Here is a 21415-nt window from a genome sequence, read left to right as displayed (position 1 = left end):
GGCGCGGGTATACTTTGCGCCTTTCGTTTTAGCCCCGCGGAGCTCTCTGCATGTCCGGCAATACCTACGGCAAGCTGTTCACTGTTACTACTGCTGGCGAAAGCCATGGCCCGGCCTTGGTGGCGATTGTCGACGGCTGCCCGCCGGGGCTTGAGTTGTCGCTGGCCGATTTGCAGCTCGATCTGGATCGGCGCAAGCCCGGCACCAGTCGGCACACCACCCAGCGCCAGGAAGACGATGAGGTGGAAATCCTCAGCGGCGTGTTTGAAGGCAAAACCACCGGCTGCCCGATTGGCCTGCTGATTCGTAACACCGATCAAAAATCCAAAGACTACTCGGCGATCAAAGACCTGTTCCGCCCGGCCCATGCCGATTACACCTATCAGCATAAGTACGGTATTCGCGACTACCGCGGCGGTGGCCGCAGCTCGGCGCGGGAAACCGCCATGCGGGTGGCCGCCGGCGCCATCGCCAAGAAATACCTGGCCACCCAAGGCATTACCGTGCGCGGCTATATGAGCCAGTTGGGGCCGATTGCCATTGAGTTTAAAAGCTGGGAGGCGGTCGAGCAGAACGCCTTCTTTAGCCCAGATCCCGACAAAGTTGCCGAGCTTGAGGCCTATATGGATCAGCTGCGGCGCGACCAGGATTCGGTCGGCGCGAAGATTACCGTGGTCGCCGAAGGTGTGATGCCAGGTCTGGGTGAGCCAATTTTCGACCGCCTCGACGCCGAGCTGGCCCATGCGCTGATGAGCATCAATGCGGTTAAGGGCGTGGAGATTGGCGACGGTTTTGCCAGCGTTGCCCAGCGCGGCACCGAGCATCGCGATGAAATGACCCCGGCGGGTTTCTTGAGCAATCACTCCGGCGGCATCCTCGGCGGTATCTCGTCGGGTCAGCCGATAGTGGCCCATCTGGCGCTCAAGCCGACCTCGAGCATCACCACTCCCGGCCGCTCTATTGATGTCGATGGCAATGCGGTGGACGTGGTCACCAAGGGCCGTCATGACCCATGCGTCGGCATTCGCGCCACGCCCATCGCCGAGGCGATGATGGCCATGGTGTTGCTGGATCATCTGCTGCGTCATCGCGGGCAAAATGCCGATGTGCAGGTGCAGACCCCGGTGCTCGGCCAATTGTGACCGAGCAGGCACTGCCTTACTGGCGGCTGTCGGGGTTTTACCTGTGTTACTTCGCCTTACTCGGCGCCACGGCGCCGTTTCTCGGCCTGTACTTCGAATACCTGGGGTTCTCGCCGGCACGCATCGGTGAGTTGGTCGCCATCCCCATGCTGATGCGCTGCGTGGCGCCCAATCTGTGGGGTTGGTTGGGCGATCGCAGTGGTCGGCGCCTGCTGATTGTGCGCATTGGCGCCTTTTGCACCTTGGCCAGTTTAAGTCTGATTTTTATCAGCAAAAGCTATGCATGGTTGGCGCTGGTGATGGCCTTGCACGCGTTCTTTTGGCATGCGGTGTTGCCGCAATTTGAAGTCATCACCCTGGCGCATTTACGCGCACAAGCGGCGCGCTACACGCAGATCCGTCTCTGGGGCTCGATTGGTTTTATTTTTACCGTGGTCGGCTTGGGCGCGCTGTTCGAGCGTTTCAGTCTTGGGCTCTATCCGTGGCTGTTGTGGGGGATTATTGCCAGCATTGCCCTGAGCAGTTGTTGGGTGCCGGATGCACAGCCGCAAACCTCGGAGTCGGAGACCACCGCGGCGGGCTTTCTCGCCCAGTTACGTCAGCCCGGGGTGTTGGCTTTTTACCTCTGCGTGGGTTTGATGCAGTTGTCCCACGGGCCGTATTACACCTTTATCACCATCCATCTGGAGCACCTCGGCTACTCGCGCGGGGTGATCGGCTGGCTCTGGGCGCTGGGGGTGCTGGCTGAGGTGCTGCTGTTTATCTATATCCCGCGACTGCTGCAGCGGGTCAGCTTGGAGCAGGTGTTGATCGGCAGTTTTCTGCTGGCGGCGTTGCGCTGGTTGCTGCTGGGTTTTCTGGCTGATCAGCCGAGCGTGTTGCTGCTGGCGCAACTGCTGCACGCCGCGACGTTTGGCAGTTTTCATGCGGCGGCGATTTTGTTTGTGCAGCGTAGTTTCGGCGTCTACCAACAAGGGCAGGGCCAAGCCCTGTACGCCGCCCTGGCCGGCGTCGGTGGCGCCGCCGGGGCGCTGTATGCCGGCTACAGCTGGGGCAGCCTGGGGCCGAACTGGACATTTGCCTTGGCCAGTCTGGCGGCGTTGGCCGCAGCCGTTATCATGGCGCTGCAATTGCCTCATTTAAACCCGTCTACTCAGCAGCAGGAGCGGCAATGAATCGCCAACAATTGGCCCAGCAGATCGTCGATGCCGGGCGTTTCCTTTATGGCCGGGGTTGGTCGCCGGCCACCAGCAGTAATTATTCGGCGCGTTTGTCGGCGACCGAAGCGCTGCTGACCGTGTCGGGCAAGCACAAGGGCGAGTTGAGCCTGGACGATGTGTTGGCCACCGACCTGGCCGGCAATAGCCTGGAGGCCGGCAAGAAGCCGTCGGCCGAAACCCTTTTGCACACGCAGTTGTACCGCTGGCAGCCGGCCATAGGCGCGGTGCTGCACACCCATTCGGTGAACGCCACGGTGCTGTCGCGACTGACCCAGGGCGATTCGCTGCTGTTTGCCGACTATGAATTGCAAAAGGCCTTCAGTGGCATCACCACCCATGAGTGTCAGGTGCTGGTACCGATTTTTGCCAATGATCAGGACATCGCCCGGTTGGCCAGCAAGGTGCAAGTTTGGCTCGATCAGCATCCTGATTGTGTCGGTTACCTGATTCGTGGCCATGGTCTGTACACCTGGGGCGCGCAGATGAGCGATGCGTTGCGCCAGATCGAGGCCTTTGAATTTTTATTTGAGTGTGAGCTGAAAATTCGCGCCCTGCAGCGCGGTTAACAGGCCGTTGAAAAATGTAGCGAGCGACGGCTAGGCAAGGCGAAATCAGCCGAAAAAGCGCAGTGTACGAGCTGTACATGAGCATTTTGAGGCTGATTTCAACGCCGCATAGCCGAGCGCAGTAGTTTTTCAACGGCCTGTTAAGCAGCGCCTGCACTAATTAACTGAGATGAGCCTACGCCTATGAGTACCCTGAGCGTCTACCCGCAATCCTCCCCCGAGCTGCCTAACAAGGTGCTGACTCACGCCGAAGACATCAGCGCAACCCTGGCCGAGGTGGGCGTGCGTTTTGAGCGCTGGCCTGCTTGCGCGGCGATTGTTGCCGGCGCCAGTCAGGAGGCAGTGCTGGCGGCCTACCGGCCACAGATCGAGCAGCTGATGGGCGAGGAGGGCTATGTCACGGTCGATGTGGTCAGCTTGACGGCTGAGCATCCGCAACGGGCCGAGCTGCGCGCCAAGTTTCTGCAAGAGCACAGCCATGCGGAAAACGAAGTGCGTTTCTTCGTCGCCGGCCGTGGCCTGTTTAGCCTGCACCTGGGCGAGCAGGTATTTGAGGTGCTCTGCGAGAAAAACGACTTGATCTCGGTGCCCGCAGGCACCCGGCATTGGTTCGATATGGGCGAGAAACCGAATTTTGTCGCCATCCGCCTGTTCAATAACCCCGAAGGCTGGGTCGCGCACTACAGCGGCGATCCAATCGCCGAGCAGTTCTCCCGGCTGGAGGAATGGACGTGACGATCAAAGCGGTTCTCACCGACATCGAAGGCACCACCAGCTCGGTCAACTTCGTCTACGAGGTGCTGTTTCCCTATGCCGTGCAGCATTTACCGGCCTTTGTGCTGGCTAATGCGCAGCAACCCGCCGTGGCCGCACAGTTAGAGGCGGTGCGGGCGGATAGCCAGGAGCCGGACGCCGACGTGCCGCGGCTTATCGAGATTTTGCTCGAGTGGATCGCCGCTGATCGCAAAGCCACAGCGCTTAAAGCCTTGCAGGGGATGATCTGGGCTGAGGGTTATCAGAACGGTCAGCTGCGCGGGCATGTTTACCCCGATGCGGTGGCGGCGTTGCAGCGCTGGCACGCCCAGGGTTATCGGTTGTATGTCTACTCGTCTGGCTCGATTCAGGCGCAGCAGTTGATTTTTGGCTGTTCTGAGGCCGGTGATTTATCGCCCCTGTTTAGCGGGTATTTTGACACCACCTCAGGCCCCAAGCGTGAAGCGGCCTCCTATGAGCGGATCGCCCAGGCCATCGACTTGCCGGCTGAGCAGATATTGTTTCTTTCCGATATCGTTGAGGAACTCGACGCCGCCCAGCAAGCCGGCATGCAGACCTGCGGGCTGGCGCGCATGGGCGGCGAGCTGCCAGGGCATGGGCAAGTGGCCAGCTTTGCGGTGATTGATCTGGGCGGTTTTTAACCCCTTGGCCATGCGGCCGGGATGAACTCTCAGGCGCCGCAACTATCCAACGAGGGTGGCGCCGCGCTAGCGGGGCAAAAGGAGTAGCACTATGTTCTCGAGTTTTGGCGGCTTGCTTGGCCTGATTATTTTGGCTCTGGATATCTGGGCCATTCTCAATGTATTGAAAAGCAACATAGATACCGGGATGAAGATCCTCTGGGTGTTGTTGATTGTGCTCTTACCGGTACTGGGGCTGATTATCTGGGCGGTGGCCGGCCCGCGCAGCAATCTCAAGTTCTAATGCGCAACACTTACTGCTCGGTGCGAGTAGGCGCCGGCGCAGCCTTGGCTGGAGCCACACGGGCGATGCCCGTAGAATGCTCGGCTATCTAATTTGTTATGGGCGATTTTTAGCGCGCAGCCGGCCAGTTCGACAGGCTGCGCGTGTCGGCCATCATTTCCTCCTTACAGAAGGTTAAAGCCATGAGCGACTATCAAGAAACGTTGTATGAAGGCTATGGCCAGCGCTTTGCTATGGACAAATTGCTCCACGAAGTACGTACCGAGCACCAGCATCTGGTGATTTTCGAGAACGCGCGCATGGGCCGGGTAATGGCGCTGGATGGGGTGATTCAAACCACCGAAGCCGACGAGTTTATCTACCATGAGATGCTCACCCATGTGCCGATCTTCGCCCATGGCGCCGCCAAACGCGTGCTGATTATCGGTGGTGGCGACGGCGGCATGTTGCGCGAAGTACGCAAGCATTTAACCGTGGAGCATATCACCATGGTCGAGATCGACGGCACCGTGGTGCAGATGTGCAAAGAGTTCCTGCCCGCGCATTCCTGCGGCGCGTTCGAGGACTCACGGTTGAATCTGGTGATCGACGACGGCATGAATTTCGTCGCCAACACCACTGAAAAATTCGATGTGATCATCTCCGACTCCACCGACCCGATTGGGCCGGGTGAAGTGTTGTTCTCGGAGAACTTCTACCAGGCCTGCCGGCGTTGCCTGAATGACGGCGGTATTTTGGTCACTCAAAATGGCACGCCTTTTATGCAGTTGGCCGAGGTGCAAACCACTGCCGGGCGGATGAATGGCCTGTTTGCCGATTGGCACTTCTATATGGCGGCCGTGCCGACCTATATCGGCGGCAGCATGACCTTCGCCTGGGGCAGCACCGACGCCAGCTACCGTAAACAGTCACTGGATGTGCTGCGCCAGCGCTTTGCCGGTAGTGGCATCATTACCCGTTACTACAACCCGGAAATTCACCTGGGCGCCTTTGCTTTGCCGCAATACGTGCTGCAAGCCGTGAATAAGCCGAGCAACGATTAACAGGTTGTTGAAAAACTACAGCGCTAGGCTATGCGGCGTTGAAATCAGCCTCACAGCCATGGGCTGAACGCGCTTTAGCGCGCCAGCCTATGGCTGTTGCTGCGCTGCGGCTGACTTCGCCTTGTGACCCACATGGATGTGGGAAATGCAGCTAGCCCGTTCGGCGCGGGTGTCGCACTAGCCGTCGAGCGCGACATTTTTCAACGGCTTGTTAAGCCTTGTCGATGGCGCGCCGGGCTTTTGTGGGCGCGCGCCATCACAGAATTTTCAACTCTGGTTGCACACACTAACAACCTGCTGCGCGGCACAGTCCGCTGCAGGTTGCGTTGAGTGTCGGCACAGCGCTTTTTCGGTTTTGACCTCCATTACTTAGCTCGCGGATTTTGCTCAATATGGCTAACGCCAACGCCTTGTCTCGCCCGCAAGCGCCATCGCGCCTTGCGCAGCCCGGGTTAAAAAGCCACTTGGCTTTTACCTTGCTCAGTGCCTTGGCGTTGCTGCTGCTGTACAGCCTGTTGCGAGTGGCGTTGTTGGTTTATAACCGCGAACTGATTGGCGATGCGCCAGTCAGCAGCTTTGTCGAAGCCTTTTATAACGGCATGCGCTTTGACCTGCGGGTGGTGGTCTATGCCTGTATTCCGTTGCTGTTGGCACTCTTTAGTGTGCGGGCGATGGCGGCGCGTGGTGCGCTGCGGATTTGGCTAACCGCCTTTGCCAGCCTGACGCTGTTTCTTGGTATCACCGAGCTGGATTTTTACCGCGAGTTTCACCAGCGCCTTAATAGTCTGGTGTTTCAGTATTTCCAGGAGGACCCGCAAACGGTTCTGAGCATGCTCTGGAATGGTTTTCCGGTAGGTCGCTATCTGTTGGCGTGGGCGCTGGCGACTTGGCTGTTGGCCAAACTATTCAAAAGCCTGGATTTACTCACTCGCCCAGCATCGACGGCCTTGTTGTCGAACACGGTGCCACGGTCGTTGGCGTGGCATTGGCGCTGGCTCGCGCTGTTTTTGTGCCTGCTGATGGCGGTGGTGGCCGCGCGCGGTCATCTGCGCCAGGGCCCGCCGCTGCGTTGGGGCGATGCCTACACCACCGATTCGATGTTTGCCAATCAGCTGGGACTGAATGGCACCTTGACCCTGTATTCGGCGGCGGCCAATACCTTCGGCACTCATCGTGACAATGCCTGGACGGCCACCATGTCGGACGAGGCGGCGCTCAAGGCGGTGCGCGAGATGCTGCTGACTGATAACGATAAGTTGGTGGATGCAGGCCTCGCTGCGATTCGCCGCGATTTCACCCCGCCGGCCGAGCGCACGCTGCCGATCAAGAATGTGGTGGTGATTCTGATGGAAAGCTTCGCCGGCCATTTTGTCGGTGCGCTCGGCAGTCCGGACAACATCACCCCCCATTTTGACAAGTTGGCCAAAGAAGGGCTGCTGTTTAACCGCTTCTTCTCCAATGGCACCCATACCCACCAGGGCATGTTTGCCACCATGGCCTGCTTCCCGAATTTGCCCAGTTTTGAATACCTGATGCGCACCCCGGAGGGTGGTCATAAGTTTTCCGGTCTGCCGCAACTGCTCAGTCCGCGCGGTTTTGACAACCTGTATGTCTACAACGGTAATTTCCAGTGGGATAACCAGTCAGGGTTCTTCAGCAACCAGGGCATGACCAATTTTATTGGCCGTGAAGACTTTGTTAATCCGGTGTTTATGGACCCGACCTGGGGTGTGTCCGATCAGGATATGTTTGATCGCGGCGCCCAAGAGTTGGCGCAAAATTACGGCAAAAAACCTTTCTATGCCTTGCTGCAAACCCTGTCCAATCACACGCCTTATGCCCTGCCCAAAGAGCTGTCCGTTGCACCTGTAACTGGCCATGGCTCGTTCGATGAGCATTTAACCGCCATGCGTTACTCCGACTGGGCGCTGGGGCAGTTCTTTGAAAAAGCGCGCAAGGAACCGTATTACAAAGACACCCTGTTCGTCATAGTCGGTGATCATGGCTTTGGCAGTGAGCAGCAACTCACCGAGATGGACCTGTTTCGCTTCAACGTGCCGCTGCTGTTGATTGCCCCAGGCATTCAGGAGAAGTTCGGCGCGACCAGTGATGTGGTTGGCACCCAGGTCGACATAGTGCCGACCATCATGGGCCGCCTGGGTGGGGAAGTGCGCCATCAATGCTGGGGCCGTGACCTGCTCAACTTGCCCGAGGGCGATCTGGGTATCGGCGTGATCAAGCCTTCGGGCGGTGATCAGACGGTGGCGATTGTTTCGCCCAAGCGCATCATGATTCAGCCCAAAGGTTTTGAAACCCGCTTGTACGACTATCAACTCGGCGCTAATCCACAGGCCACACGGGTGGCGCTGGAGCTGGAGCCTGGGCTGAAGAACAAGCTCGAAGCCTTTTTGCAAATGGCGACCAAGAGCCTGCTGGATAACACCGCCGGCGTGATTGACAGCAAACCCTAGGGCTTAATCGGCTGGGCAAAATGCCTCCCGCACGGGAGGTATTTTTATTTATCAGGCGCCTCGCTGGTTGCGTGTGGGTTTGCTTGGGCGCGCCCCATGACAATGGCAAGTGCTTGTCTTAGATGCACTTTTAACCTTGCGTTGCGGTTGTAAGTTGTTGCTAAGGCGGTACAATGGCGCGGTCTGCTGCAAGGCGGATGTTGTTATGGTGGCCCTGCCGGTCCCCCCGCAACGATTACCCGTGAACCTGGTCAGATCCGGAAGGAAGCAGCCACAGCGGGAACATCGTGTGCCGGGGTGTGGCTGGTGGGGTTGCCTCCATCTTAAGGCCCGATATCACTGCGGCTTGTCAGCACAAAAAATCTCGCTTAAACCTGCTTCGAACGCCAACTGTTGCTCTTTGCGGCGGCCAAGTGCGCTCCTGTGGGCCAGCGGTCTGTAGCGCCCCGGTAAGTGCTTGCAGCTTTGTGTAGGGAGTCATCCTTTGCTGGCTGGGAGAACGGGTGCAATTTGCCCCATGCTCCGCTAGGATTAGCCCTCTTCAGCTCCAGTCGCGATGGATTTCAATGAGTTATCAGGTTCTTGCACGCAAATGGCGTCCGCGCTCGTTCCGCGAAATGGTCGGCCAGACCCATGTGCTCAAAGCTCTGATCAATGCGCTCGACAGTCAGCGGCTGCACCATGCATACCTGTTTACCGGTACGCGCGGGGTCGGCAAAACCACCATCGCGCGGATCATTGCTAAGTGCCTGAATTGTGAGACCGGCATAAGCTCGACGCCCTGTGGGGTTTGTTCGATCTGTAAAGAGATCGATGAAGGGCGCTTTATCGATCTGATTGAAGTCGATGCCGCCAGCCGCACCAAGGTCGAAGACACCCGTGAGTTGCTTGATAACGTGCAGTACGCCCCGAGCCGTGGGCGCTTCAAGGTTTATCTGATCGACGAAGTGCACATGCTGTCGTCGCACTCCTTCAATGCCTTGCTGAAAACCCTTGAAGAGCCGCCGCCCCACGTCAAATTCTTGCTGGCCACCACCGATCCGCAAAAGCTGCCGGTGACCATTCTGTCGCGCTGCCTGCAGTTTTCGCTGAAGAACATGCCGCCGGAGCGGGTGGTTGAGCACTTGACCCATGTGCTGGGCGTTGAGCAGGTGCCGTTTGAGGTCGATGCGTTGTGGCTGCTGGGGCGCGCCGCCGATGGCTCGATGCGCGACGCCATGAGCCTGACCGATCAGGCGATTGCCTTTGGTGAGGGCAAGGTGCTGGCCGCCGATGTGCGCGCGATGCTCGGTACTCTCGACCATGGCCAGGTCTATGGCGTGTTGCAGGCGTTGCTGGAAGGCGACGCGCGCGGGCTGATCGAAGCCGTGCGTCATTTGGCCGAGCAGGGCCCGGACTGGGTCGGCGTGTTGGCCGAAATTCTCAATGTGCTGCACCGCGTGGCCATCGCCCAAGCCTTGCCGGAGGCGGTGGATAACGGTCAGGGCGACCGTGATCGGGTGCTGGCACTGGCCCAGGCGTTGCCGGCCGAAGACGTACAGTTTTACTACCAGATGGGCCTGATTGGTCGGCGCGACCTGCCGCTGGCTCCAGAGCCACGCAGCGGTTTTGAGATGGTGCTGCTGCGCATGTTGGCGTTTCGCCCGGCAGGCAGCGGCCCACCGCCCCAGGTTGCGCTAAAGCCCTTGGGGATCAGCCCGGCCAGCGCTGATCCCCAACCCAACTCAGTGGCCGTCGCCGTTTTGCCCGCAGCGTCGCCGCAAGTTCCTGTAGTCGCCGCGGCGCCAGTGTTGTCAGCGCCTGCGCCGGTAGTGGTTGCTGAGGTTCAGCCCGTTGCGCTGCTGCCGGTTGAGCCTGTGGCCGTGGCGGCGCCTTTGCCGGTCGAGCCCGCACCAGTGGCAGTGGTCGAAATTGATTTGCCGTGGAATGAGCTAGTTGTTGCAACGCTGGCGGCCAGTGCCGCTGAGCCGCTCGCAACTTATCAGGCCATTATGGCCGCGGCCGAAGTGCCGGCTGCCGTTCAAGTGGCCGCTCCAGTTGCAGCGTCACTGCCGGCAGCACGCGATGATGACAACGATGAGTCCGAGGATGAGGATGCCGAAGATGACGTCATCGATACCGATGTCGCCTACGCCTACCTCGAGGCGCTACCGGATGATGTGAGCGAGCCAGTCGAGCTGGCCGCGCAAGTCTTGCCTGCGGCCATGCCGGCCACCGGCTTGGCAGCGCAATGGTTAGAGTTATTCCCACAATTGGGTCTCAGCGGTTTGACTGGCAGTATCGCCGGCAACTGCAGCCTGGTGGCGGTGGAGGGCGATCACTGGTCGTTGCACTTGGACCCGGCTCAGGGCGCGCTATTTAACAGCACTCAGCAGCAGCGGGTGAACGATGCACTCAGCCAGTTTTATGGGCGCCCACTGACGCTGGATATTCAGCTGTGCAAGCCCGAGCAGGAAACCCCGGCACAAGCGGCGGCGCGCAAGCGTATCGAGCGGCAAAGCCGCGCCGTAGCGTCCATTCATGCCGATCCGTTGGTGCAACAAATGCTTCAACAGTTTGGCGCAATGGTGCGTGCGGACAGTATTGAACCGGTAGACGCTTTAACCAATTCCTAACTACTTGAGGTGATCCCATGATGAAAGGCGGCATGGCCGGTCTGATGAAACAGGCCCAGCAGATGCAAGAAAAAATGCAGAAGATGCAGGAAGAGTTGGCCAACGCCGAAGTCACCGGGCAATCCGGTGCCGGTCTGGTTAGTGTGGTCATGACCGGTCGGCACGACGTCAAGCGCATCAGCCTGGACGACAGCCTGATGCAGGAAGACAAAGAAGTGCTCGAAGACCTGATCGCCGCCGCAGTGAACGATGCGGTGCGTAAGATCGAGGCCAATAGCCAAGACAAGATGTCTGGCGTGACTTCCGGTATGCAGCTCCCCCCCGGCTTCAAAATGCCCTTCTAACTATTGGGCGTCCAGCCAGCGCACATTACTGCGTTGCAAGCAGGCGCGGGCATCCTCATTTACAGCCAGTAAACTCCGGTGCCCACGCCTGCTTGCGCCTTGTACTGCACACCGTCTGATCGCCCCTGTTGCGGTTTAGCCTGGGAAAGCAGCGCCGCTTAACTCCCCACTGCCCACTCCCCACTGTCCAAGGTTCCCCATGAGCTTCAGCCCGCTGATCCGCCAACTGATCGACTCACTGCGCATCCTCCCCGGTGTCGGGCAGAAGACCGCGCAGCGTATGGCGCTGCAGCTGTTGGAGCGTGATCGGCATGGCGGTATGCGGCTGGCGCAGGCGCTGACTGCGGCGATGGAGGGGGTTGGTCACTGCCAGCGGTGCCGCACGCTTTGTGAAGACGCGCTGTGCCCGCAGTGCGCCGATCCGCGCCGTGATGATGGGGTGCTCTGTGTGGTCGAAGGGCCGCTGGAGGTGTTTGCCGTCGAGCAAACCGGCTATCGCGGGCGTTACTTTGTGCTCAAGGGCCATCTGTCACCGCTGGACGGTTTGGGGCCTGAAGCCATTGGTATTCCTGAGTTACTGGCGCGCATTCAGGCCAGCAGCTTCAGCGAGATCATTCTGGCGACAAATCCGACCGTCGAGGGCGAAGCCACCGCGCACTACATCGCCCAGATGCTCGCCGGCTTTGGCCTGTCACTCACGCGCATTGCCCATGGCGTGCCCTTGGGCAGCGAGCTGGAGTTGATCGATGGCGGCACCTTGGCCCATGCCCTGGCCGGGCGTCGGCCGATGGGCGAATAAGCCGCTGCTGATCCAGGCAGGCTAGCTTTTAGTCGGCATAAATGGCTTGAGTGATGGCGCTAATAGTGTCTTGAACACCAAGCAAGCGCTTGGTAAGGTTTCTCCACCTCGGCTGGAGTCTCCCCATGTCTGCCTATCAAGAATATTTCAACCCTGATCATCAGTTGCTGCGTGATTCGGTACGGCGTTTTGTCGAGCGGGAAATCCTGCCGCATGTGGCCGAATGGGAGGAGGCGGAAAGCTTTCCCCGCGAGCTGTATGCCAAGGCCGGCGCCGCCGGGATTCTCGGCATCGGTTACCCGGAAGAGTTCGGTGGCAGCTATGCAGGTGATCTGTTTGCCAAGGTTGCGGTCAGCGAAGAGCTGATGCGCTGCGGCTCCGGCGGGTTGGTCGCGGGTTTGGGGTCGCTGGATATCGGCTTGCCGCCCGTGGTCAAGTGGGCCAAGCCGGCGCTGCGTGAGCGCATCGTGCCGCAGGTGCTCAGTGGCGAGAAGATTATGGCCCTGGCGGTGACCGAACCGTCCGGTGGCTCGGATGTGGCCAGCCTCAAAACCCGCGCGCTGCGCGATGGCGATTATTACCGCGTGAGTGGCAGCAAAACCTTTATCACCAGTGGCGTGCGCGCGGACTATTACACCGTGGCGGTGCGCACCGGCGGCGAAGGGTTTGGCGGCGTCAGCTTGCTGTTGATCGAGAAGGGCACACCGGGCTTCACCGTTGGCCGCTCACTGCAGAAGATGGGCTGGTGGGCCTCGGACACCGCAGAACTGTTCTTCGATGACTGCCGGGTGCCGGTCGACAACCTGATCGGCGTCGAGAACATGGGCTTTGCCGGGATCATGGCAAACTTTCAGAGTGAGCGTTTGTCCTTGGCGATCATGGCCAACATGACCTCCCAGTTGGCGCTGGAGGAAGCGCTGAAGTGGGCCCGCGCGCGCGAAGCTTTTGGCAAGCCGATTGGCAAGTTCCAGGTGCTCAAGCATCGGTTGGCCGAGATGGCAACGCAGTTGGAAGTCTCCCGCGAGTTCACCTACCGCCAGGCGGCGAAGATGTCCGCCGGCAAGAGCGTGATCAAAGAAATCTCCATGGCGAAGAACTTTGCCACCGACGTGTCCGACCGCATCACCTATGACGCCACGCAAATCCTCGGTGGCATGGGCTTTATGCGCGAGAGCTTGGTGGAGCGGCTGTATCGCGATAACCGCATTCTGTCGATTGGTGGCGGTTCGCGGGAGATCATGAACGAGATCATCAGCAAACAGATGGGCTTGTAACGGCCCTGGTTTGTTTGTGTGGGCCGGCCAAGCGATGCCTGGGGCGCGGTAAGTTAGGCGCATGACCACGGGCTATCTGTTGATGCATAGTCAGTTGCGCCGTAACCCACCAGATGGGGCAGGCCGATCACTGCTCGGTGGGTTACGTGGCGCACACACTCCGCAGTTGATGTTCTGACCCTGCTCTGCGCCACTAACCCACCCTACGAAATAGCGTCCTATACAAACCCTTTAGCACAACGCCAAAAGCTCGCTGAGCGGCCGCGGCCGTTCGACACCGTAGCCCTGTACATAGTCGATGCCCATCTCGGCCAGTTGCTGGCGAATGCTGTTTGTTTCCACGTACTCGGCAATGGTTTTACGCCCTAGGACATGGGCTATCTCGTTGATCGACTTGACCATTGCCAGATCGCTGGGCGAACGCTCGATTTCTTTGACGAAGCCGCCGTCGATCTTGACGAAATCCATCGGTAAACGTTTGAGGTATTCGTAGGACGAAAAACCGGTACCGAAATCGTCGATCGAGAAGGTGCAGCCGAATTTTTGCAGGTGCCGGACAAAGTCGGCGGTTTTGGTCAAGTTGGCGACTGCCGTGGTTTCGGTCAGTTCGAAGCAGATTTTCTCTGCGGGCAGTGGGTATTGCTCGAACAGCGCTTCGATAAAACCCAACAGTTTGTCGTCATTCAGGCTACTGCCCGAGAGGTTGATCGATACACCGCTGGCATGCTCCCAGAAGTTTGGATGCTGGGCCAGATCGCTGAATATCCGTTTGAGCACCCAACGGTCGACTTTGGTCATGCGGTTATAGCGCTCGGCCGCGGAGATAAAATCCAGCAGATTGAGGTCGTTCTGCATCACCAGCAGCACTTCGTAATGGGGCAGTTGGTCATGTTCGAGTTGCGCCGGGGCGATTTGCTGCAAGCGCAGGCTGAGTTCGCCGCGTTCGACTATGCCGTCCACCCGCCCGGCAATGGCCATCAGGCCGGTGCCGGCGCCGTCGACGTCCTCTTCATAGATGTGCACGCGATTGCGCCCGGCTTCCTTGGCGGCGTTGCAGGCCATCTGCAAATCGCAAAAAACATTCATCACATCATGGCGTTCACTGGTGAGCACCAAACCCAGGCTCATGCTGACGCCGTGGGAATGGCCTTGCCAGTCAAAGGCATTGGTCTCGATGCTGGCGCGCAGACCTTCCGCGAGTTCGTAGGCCTGACCACCGTTGATCTGTGGCAGGGCGACGGCAAAATCGGCGCCGCCGATACGCGCCACAATGGCGTTTTTGGGCATTTGCGCGCTCAGTAACGCGCCAACCTGTTTAAGGTAACTGTCGCCGGCCAAGTGCCCGCAACTGGAGTTGAGCAGGCTGAATTGGTCGATGTGCGCATAAATAAAGGCATAGTTGCCGGAGTCAGCCAGTATTTGCGCCACAGTCGCCTCAAAGCTGCGTCTATTTAACAGCCCGGTGAGTTCGTCATGGCTGCGCACATGGGCAATGTCGCGGTAAAGCTTGCCGACTATGGCCTCCAGCTGTTCCTGGATGACTCCCTGAGTATCCGGCGCTGGCGCGCCTATCCAGCCGCTGGCCAGATGTTGCATGAGTTCTTGAGCGGTAAGGGTGCCGGCTTCGTGACCTTGGCGGTCGGCCAACACGTAATGCTCGGTGGCTGCATTGGCCCAGATTAACTGCAGATGCTGACCTTTGTCGGTCATCAGCCAGTCGCCGGCGACCAGCTGTTGCACCCGTTCGCGCCAGCGTTGTTGGGTCGGATCCAGGTTGACTGGCGCCAAGGCTTGCGGCAACGGCGCCAGGGCAAGCATCTCAACCGGTTGCTCGCCGCGCAGCTGCAGCAATAATTGTTTCAATATCGGAGTGTGTCGATACTGCCCTGGCAGCAGGCTTTCGGTGCGTTTGCGCAACAGCTCCAGCACATGCTCGACTTCAAAATCGCGCTCGATGTGATTGGCGGTACCCTCATGCTCGGCTTGCAGCCAGGCATTGAGTTGGCCGATCACGGCGAAATCATCCTGCCATTCGCTGCCGTGCTCGCCCTGGCGGATTAGCTCATGCACCAGCAGTTCGCGCCAGCCGGCGTCGAGCCAGTCAAGCAGGACTTTCGGTGCTTGGGCGCCAAACAACTGCGCCAGTTCGCGACTGACCTGCTCACGGGCTATCTCCAGCTTGTCGCGGCCACGGTGATACTGCATGACGCGATCGGCGTTGTTGCTGTAAGCGCGCTGCTGTAGCGCCAGCAGTTGCTCGAGTTGTTGATCGCAGCGGCTGAACACCTCGCTGTTACCACGGTAATCGCTGACGATGCCGTCGATCAGCTGCTCAATGCGTTGCTCTAATGCCGGATTGGGCGGTTCAGAAAAATCGCACAGGCGCATCAACTTGTCCAAGGTGGCGCGCACCGGATGCGCCGGATCGGAAAATGCCGCTGGCTCGAGGATCGCGGCTTGGGCGACCGGGGCCATGAGCCGGCGCAGCGCCGGCTTGATCCCGCTGGCAATCATGGTCTGTTGCTCGAGATACTGAAACAACTGGGCCACCAGGCCGGCGTCATCGTACTGGCGCGGCGATAAGTGCGCGCCGGCTTGGTGCAGTTGTTCAACAAAATGCTCTGGGGCCCACACTTGTTGCTGCGCCGCTGTTTGCGCCTGCAAGGTGGCGATGGCCTGTTGCAGCGCCGGTTTATCCACCGCCGCCTGGCCGGTGGCATTGACCAGGGCGTTGGACTCAACCGCACGTAGCTGTTGAATCGCCTGATAGGGTGCCGCGCCGTGGGCTGGGGTGGCCTGTTGCCGCGGCCCGCCGATGGCATGCACGTTGGAGTCGTTACGGGTTGCCGCTGGCGGTTCAATCTGAAACTGCTTAAACAGCGCATCGATTTGCTTGAAGTAAACCAGCAATACGCAGCTCAGCTCTTTGCCGGCGCTGGCGTAAAAGACTTCCCGTAGGGTTGCCGATTGCTGGCGCAGTGGCAGTTGCGCCTGGACGGCGCGCAGCAGAAACTCCAGCGACAGTGGGTTGTCGGCATCTTTGCTGGGTGCATCGTTGAGGCTATTGAGCCTGGCGCAGTTGCGCCACTCCAGCGCCCCTAGGGGGTCGCGCAATTGACGCACCAGGCGGCGGGTGTCGAGTAATTCATCGACCTCGGCATCGCCGACCAGATTCCATTCCTCGGCGCTGGACGGCGCCGTTACCTGCGGGCGGGCATTGTTCAGACGTGCGCAAATAAGTGCTTCGGTCTGGGCAATGATGCGCTCGCGCTGGCTGACGCACAGACTAATAAAGTCTGTGTAGGCTTGTTCTTCTCTATTGTTGTTGGCGCGGATGCGCTGCACTTGCAACGCTTGGGTGCTGGCATCCAGCAGGCTCGCCAAACAGGGTGATAAATGCGTAGCCACCACCTGACACAGGGCATTTATGACGGCAATGCGCGGCTGTGTGTTCATCCATTCTTCCTCCAGCGTGCGCACTGTCGCGGCGACCGCACCTGAACTATAGACGACACTTTTGCGCTTGCCGGCGACTTGCGTGTATCTCTTGTGCGCAGTGCTGGCGCTTATGACCCATAACACGGCCTGGCTGCGGTGGTTATTGCAGGGCGTATTTTTTTACCTTGTCGAATAAGGTGGTCTTGGCCATGCCCAGGGCTTGGCTGGCCTGGCTTAGGTTGCCGTGATGGCGCTCCAGTGCGGCGCTGAGTAAGGCTTTTTCAAACGCCTCGACCGCTTCAACAAAGGCCAGGCCGCTATTTTCATGGGTTTGGGCCGATTTTTTAAACAGCGGCAGGCCGAGGGCGTAGCGTTCGGCGACGTTGCGCAGTTCGCGCACGTTGCCCGGCCAGTCATGGGCTTGCAGGCTGGCCAGGCTTTGCCGGTCGAGTTCGGAGGCAGCGCGGTCAAAGCGCAGCGCGGCTTGCTGGGAGAAATGCTCGAACAGCAGCGGTATATCCTCGCGGCGCTCGCGCAGCGGCGGCAGTTCCAGGGTCACCACGTTGAGGCGATAGTACAGGTCGCTGCGAAACTGCCCGGCCTTGCCCAGTTCGTCCAGATCCGCCTTGGTGGCGGCGATCACCCGGCAATCCACCGCCACGCTCTGGTTCGAGCCGAGGCGTTCGAGGCTGTGTTCCTGCAACACCCGCAGCAACTTAATCTGCAGGTTGAGGGGCATGCTCTCGATTTCGTCGAGAAACAAACTGCCGCCGTTGGCGTGTTCGATTTTGCCGATCCGGCGCTTGCTGGCGCCGGTAAAGGCATGGGCCTCGTGGCCGAAAATCTCGCTTTCAAATAGGTTTTCCGGCAGGCCGCCGCAGTTGAGGGCGACAAATTGCTGGCTCTTGCGCCGGCTGAAATCATGCAGGCAGCGCGCCACCAGCTCTTTGCCGGTGCCGGTTTCGCCCTCGATCAGCACATTGGCCGAGGTGTCGGCGACGTTGGCGATCAGCTCGCGCAGCGCCTGCATGGCCGGCGAGCGGCCCAGCAGGCGTTCCTCCAGGGCCTGGGTGCCGGCTAATTGGCGGCGTAAGGCGCAGACTTCCCGGGCCAGTCGGCGCTGCTCCAGGGCGCGGCGGGTGACGTCGACCAAGCGCTCGGGCGAGAAGGGTTTCTCCATAAAGTCGTAGGCGCCGTCACGCATGGCGGCCACGGCCATGGAGATGTCGCCGTGGCCGGTAATCAGCACCACGGGCAGACTGCGGTCACGGGCCTTGAGCTGCGAGAGCAATTGCAAACCGTCGATGCCGGGCAGGCGAATGTCGCTGATGACGATGCCGGCAAAGTTGTCGCCCACCTGTAACAGGGCTTCCTCGGCTGTACCGACGCCGATGCTGGGAATGTCCTCCAGGCTTAGGGCTTGCTGGCAGCCGAGCAGGACATGGGGGTCGTCTTCGACGATCAGGACGCTGAGGGGGTCATTCATGGAGATGGGTCTCGGCGTGGGGAACCAGTGGCAGGCACAGTTCGAAAGCGGTACCGCCAGCCTGTGGATGTAGTACCGAAAGGCTGCCGGCGGCGGCCACGGCCAGGCTGGCGGACAGGGTAAGGCCCAAGCCCAGGCCTTGCTCGCCGGGTTTGGTGGTAAAAAACGGCTCGAACAGGTGCTTGCGCAGGGCCGGCGGAATGCCTGGGCCGTTGTCGCGAATTTGCAACCGGTAGTGCTCGCCGTCGACTTGGCCATCCAGCCAGAGTTGGCGCTGGTTCTGCGCGCGCATGGCGTCCAGGGCATTGACGATCAAGTTGACCAAAATTTGCTCCAGACGCGTCTGGTCGATGGCCAAATGCGCATCACTGTAGGCCCGGTGGATTTGCAGCGGCGTCTCTTGCAGGCGCGGGTGCAGTAGGAACAAGGCGGCGTCCATAGCCTTGTGCAGTTGCGCCTGGCCGCTGTCATCGGAGCGCCGAGCAAAGGCCCGCAGGCTGGCGGTGATGCGGCCCATGCGGTCGACCAGCTGATTGATGGTGGCCAGATTGCTGGTGACCGTGTCCAGCGCGCCGCGCTGCAGAAAGCGCACGGTGTTGCCCGACAGGGTGCGCAAGGCTGCCAGCGGCTGGTTGAGCTCGTGGGCGATGCTGGTGGACAGTTGGCCGATCACCGCCAGCTTGCCGGCTTGCACCAGGCTGTCCTGGGCCTTGCGCAGGGTCTCTTCGGCAAGCCTGCGTTCGCGGATTTGCGCCTTGAGCCGGTCGTTGCTGGCGCGCAGGGAGCGGGTGCGCTCGGCAATCTTGCGCTCCAGCTGATTATTCGCCTGTTCCAGGGCTTCACGGGCGGCCAGGCGAGTGGCGATCACCTTGCGCCGCTCGTTCCAGGCAATCAGCAGAAACGCCAGCAGGGCGAACGCCACCGCCGCCAGAACACCATGGCTGATGGCTTGGCGACGCACATCTTGCAGCGGTGAGAGCAGGGTGAAGCTCCAGCGCGAATCGTTCAGCTGGCGGGTTTGCGCCAAGTAGCTGCTGGGTTCCGCCACGGCGCCCTGGGCGCTGCTGGCGGCCAGGGTCAGCAACTCGGTGTTGGGGCCCAGCGTCTGGCGGGTTATGGGTTTGAGCTCGTCCAGGGTCGACCAGTGATACTGCAGGCTGCTGGCCAGCTTGGTGCGGGTCTCGGCGCTCAATGGGTGGATGGCTTTGAGCCGGTTGGCCGGGTCGCTGGAGAGAATGATGATGCCGTTCTCATCGCTGACATAGGCCTGCAGGCGCGCCTGCTCCCAGCGTTCTTCCAATGCTTGCAGGCGCACCTTGACCACCGCCACACCGATGATCTTGTCGTGCTGGCGCAGGCCGTGGGCCAGGTAATAACCGGCCTCACCGGTGGTGATGCCAATCCCATAGAAGCGTCCGGGCTTGCCTGCGCGGGCATCCTGGAAGTAGGCGCGAAAGGCCAGGTCTTCGCCTTGGAAGCTGTCGGCGTCGCGCCAATTGCTGGTGGCCAGCACGCGGCCGCTAAGGTCGAGAACATAAATGGCGCGGCTGCCGCTACGGCGGTTGAGGCCTTCCAGGTAGCGATTGACCCTAAGCCGGCGTGGCTCGCTGGGGCTTAGCAGCAGCCTGCTGACGCTGGACTCCAACTCCAGCAGGCTGGGCAGATAGGTGTGGGTGCTGATTTCGCTTTCCAGGGCGCGGGTGTGCAAGCCAAGTTGGCGTTCACCGCTCTCGGTCAGGGCACGGATGCCGATCTGGTTGCTGAGGTAATAGGCGCTGTAGCCACAGACCAGCATCAGCGCAATGATCGGCAAGGGCAGTAGCAGGCGGCGGATTTGACGAGGCTTCACGGTCAGCAGGGGCTGTAGGGCGCGAGTGTCGCGGGAGGCCGATTGCAGCACAATCATCGCCGGCCGACCAGTTTCGCCGTGAAATTACCCGCTAAGCATGGCCGAAAGGCAGTGGTGGGTGTGGTTGATTGAGGCATGGGCGTTGACCGGGGATAGATAAGAACGGCGGCGAGCCTACGCCCGCCGCCAGCTTTGGCTTAGTACTCCCAGAAAATCCGCTGCAGTTCCTTGCTGTCCTGAGTGCTGGTCAGCGCGACTTCGGCGAGGATGCGGGCTTTCTGTGGGTTGAGGTCGTGGGCCACGACCCAGTCGTACTTGTCGTCTGGCTGTTCGGCGTTACGCAAGACGAAACCACCCTGGTTGACGTGGGATGAGCGAATGATGTGCACGCCATCTTTGCGCAGCTCTTGCAGGCTCGGTACCACCCGGGCGGCCACCGAACCGTTGCCGGTGCCGGCTTGGATAATGGCTTTGGCGCCGGCTTGGCCGAAGGCTTTGTAGGCAGTGTCGTCGACATTGCCATAGCCGTAGGCGATGTCCACGCGGGGCAGGCTGCGGATGTTTTTAATGTCGAACTCGGAGTTCATGGTGTGACGCTTGACCGGCAGGCGGAACCAGTAGCTCTTGCCTTCTACGACCATGCCCAGCGGACCCCAGGGGCTCTTGAAGGCTTCGGTCTTGATGTTCACCGACTTGCTCACGTCACGGCCGGATTGGATCTCGTCATTCATGGTTACCAGCACGCCCTTACCGCGCGCGCTGGGGTCGCTGGCGACGGCGACGGCGTTATACAGGTTGAGCATGCCATCGGCAGACATCGCGGTACCCGGACGCATCGAGCCGACCACCACTATGGGTTTTTCGGTGTGTTCCACCAGGGTCAGAAAAAAAGCGGTTTCTTCCAGGGTGTCGGTGCCGTGGGTGATGACGATGCCATCGACCTCTGGGCTTGCGGCCAGTTCGGCGACGCGTTTGCCCAGTTGCAGCAGGTTGTCGTTGCTGATGCTTTCCGAGGCGATCTGCATCACCTGTTCGCCGCGCACATTGGCCAGATTACTCAGCTGCGGCACGCTGGCCAGCAATTGCTCAACCGGCACTTTGGCCGCGGTATAGGTGGCACTGTTGGCTGCGCTGGCACCGGCGCCGGCAATGGTGCCGCCGGTGGCGAGTATCACCACATTGGCCAGCTTGGCGGCAGGTTCGGCTTCCGTGGCTTGGGCGCCTAGCGGGAGCAGCAGAAGCAGGGCCAGGGCTGCGGGGGCGAAGGGTTGTAAAAGGTTGTTCATGCAGGTTTCTCTCTCGGTTGTTGTTATTGGCTGGAGACGTTGTTAAGTGCCGACGCACGTCTTACAGACTGTGTGAAAACTACTGCGCTCGGTTATGCCGCGTTAAAAACAGGCTCGGACAGCGCGCTTGCCCGCTGAACGCACTTCAGTGCGGCCCGGAGGGCGAGCGCAGCGAGTACTGCTC

16 protein-coding genes and 1 other RNA gene are annotated in these 21415 nt (G+C 60.1%); 13 read left to right on the top strand and 4 right to left on the bottom strand.

Going from position 1 to position 21415, the window contains the following annotated elements; all coding sequences use genetic code 11:
• Window positions 1-50 precede the first annotated feature (50 nt).
• The 13 genes from aroC (at window position 51) to Q8R10_RS01395 (ending at window position 13172) form a co-directional block, all read left to right on the top strand.
• Window positions 51-1142: a chorismate synthase gene (gene aroC / locus Q8R10_RS01455; protein WP_305650354.1), complete on the top strand. Its 1092-nt coding sequence runs from the start codon at window positions 51-53 to the stop codon at window positions 1140-1142.
• A complete protein-coding gene (locus tag Q8R10_RS01450; RefSeq protein WP_305650352.1) occupies window positions 1139-2317 on the top strand; it encodes an MFS transporter in 1179 nt (392 codons plus the stop codon). The genes aroC and Q8R10_RS01450 overlap by 4 nt, the downstream gene beginning before the upstream one ends.
• A complete protein-coding gene (locus Q8R10_RS01445; RefSeq protein ID WP_305650350.1) occupies window positions 2314-2928 on the top strand; it encodes a methylthioribulose 1-phosphate dehydratase in 615 nt (204 codons plus the stop codon). The genes Q8R10_RS01450 and Q8R10_RS01445 overlap by 4 nt, the downstream gene beginning before the upstream one ends.
• Window positions 2929-3111: 183 nt before the next feature.
• Window positions 3112-3663, top strand: a complete 552-nt coding sequence (locus tag Q8R10_RS01440; RefSeq protein ID WP_305650348.1) for an acireductone dioxygenase — start codon at window positions 3112-3114, stop codon at window positions 3661-3663.
• The gene (gene mtnC, locus Q8R10_RS01435) at window positions 3660-4343 is read left to right on the top strand and encodes an acireductone synthase (protein WP_305650346.1); all 684 of its coding nucleotides are present in this window, start codon (window positions 3660-3662) and stop codon (window positions 4341-4343) included. Before Q8R10_RS01440 ends, mtnC begins: the two co-directional genes overlap by 4 nt.
• A gap of 91 nt (window positions 4344-4434) precedes the next feature.
• A complete protein-coding gene (locus tag Q8R10_RS01430; RefSeq protein ID WP_305650344.1) occupies window positions 4435-4626 on the top strand; it encodes a PLDc N-terminal domain-containing protein in 192 nt (63 codons plus the stop codon).
• Between the two features lie 182 nt (window positions 4627-4808).
• Window positions 4809-5669, top strand: a complete 861-nt coding sequence (speE, locus tag Q8R10_RS01425; RefSeq protein ID WP_305650342.1) for a polyamine aminopropyltransferase — start codon at window positions 4809-4811, stop codon at window positions 5667-5669.
• A 392-nt stretch (window positions 5670-6061) separates the two neighbouring features.
• A complete protein-coding gene (locus Q8R10_RS01420; protein ID WP_305650340.1) occupies window positions 6062-8140 on the top strand; it encodes an LTA synthase family protein in 2079 nt (692 codons plus the stop codon).
• Window positions 8141-8355: 215 nt separating this feature from the next.
• Window positions 8356-8452, top strand: an RNA gene (ffs, locus tag Q8R10_RS01415) — signal recognition particle sRNA small type.
• A gap of 254 nt (window positions 8453-8706) precedes the next feature.
• Window positions 8707-10755, top strand: coding sequence for a DNA polymerase III subunit gamma/tau (gene dnaX / locus Q8R10_RS01410; protein WP_305650338.1), 2049 nt, complete (start codon window positions 8707-8709; stop codon window positions 10753-10755).
• A gap of 17 nt (window positions 10756-10772) precedes the next feature.
• A complete protein-coding gene (locus Q8R10_RS01405; protein WP_305650335.1) occupies window positions 10773-11099 on the top strand; it encodes a YbaB/EbfC family nucleoid-associated protein in 327 nt (108 codons plus the stop codon).
• 199 nt (window positions 11100-11298) lie between these two features.
• Complete coding sequence (gene recR, locus Q8R10_RS01400) at window positions 11299-11898, top strand: recombination mediator RecR (protein ID WP_305650333.1); 600 nt, start codon at window positions 11299-11301, stop codon at window positions 11896-11898.
• 125 nt (window positions 11899-12023) lie between these two features.
• Window positions 12024-13172, top strand: a complete 1149-nt coding sequence (locus tag Q8R10_RS01395) for an acyl-CoA dehydrogenase family protein (RefSeq protein WP_305650331.1) — start codon at window positions 12024-12026, stop codon at window positions 13170-13172.
• 231 nt (window positions 13173-13403) lie between these two features.
• Here Q8R10_RS01395 and Q8R10_RS01390 read toward each other — a convergent pair whose 3' ends face one another.
• From Q8R10_RS01390 to Q8R10_RS01375, 4 genes are all read right to left on the bottom strand, one after another.
• Window positions 13404-16628 carry a DUF1631 family protein gene (locus Q8R10_RS01390; RefSeq protein ID WP_305650329.1) on the bottom strand — a complete coding sequence of 1075 codons (3225 nt, stop codon included), beginning with the start codon at window positions 16626-16628 and terminating at the stop codon, window positions 13404-13406.
• A gap of 142 nt (window positions 16629-16770) precedes the next feature.
• The gene (locus Q8R10_RS01385; RefSeq protein WP_305650327.1) at window positions 16771-18096 is read right to left on the bottom strand and encodes a sigma-54 dependent transcriptional regulator; all 1326 of its coding nucleotides are present in this window, start codon (window positions 18094-18096) and stop codon (window positions 16771-16773) included.
• Window positions 18089-20002 (bottom strand): ATP-binding protein, encoded by a 1914-nt coding sequence (locus tag Q8R10_RS01380; RefSeq protein ID WP_305650325.1) that lies wholly within the window; start codon window positions 20000-20002, stop codon window positions 18089-18091. The genes Q8R10_RS01385 and Q8R10_RS01380 overlap by 8 nt, the downstream gene beginning before the upstream one ends.
• 140 nt (window positions 20003-20142) lie before the next feature.
• Window positions 20143-21231: an asparaginase gene (locus Q8R10_RS01375; protein WP_305650323.1), complete on the bottom strand. Its 1089-nt coding sequence runs from the start codon at window positions 21229-21231 to the stop codon at window positions 20143-20145.
• Window positions 21232-21415 lie beyond the last annotated feature (184 nt).

It is taken from the genome of Pseudomonas sp., assembly GCF_030698175.1.
Classification (GTDB): Bacteria; Pseudomonadota; Gammaproteobacteria; order Pseudomonadales; family Pseudomonadaceae; genus Aquipseudomonas.
Note: the sequence above shows the minus strand (reverse complement) of the source record. Positions and strands in the feature narration are given on the sequence as shown.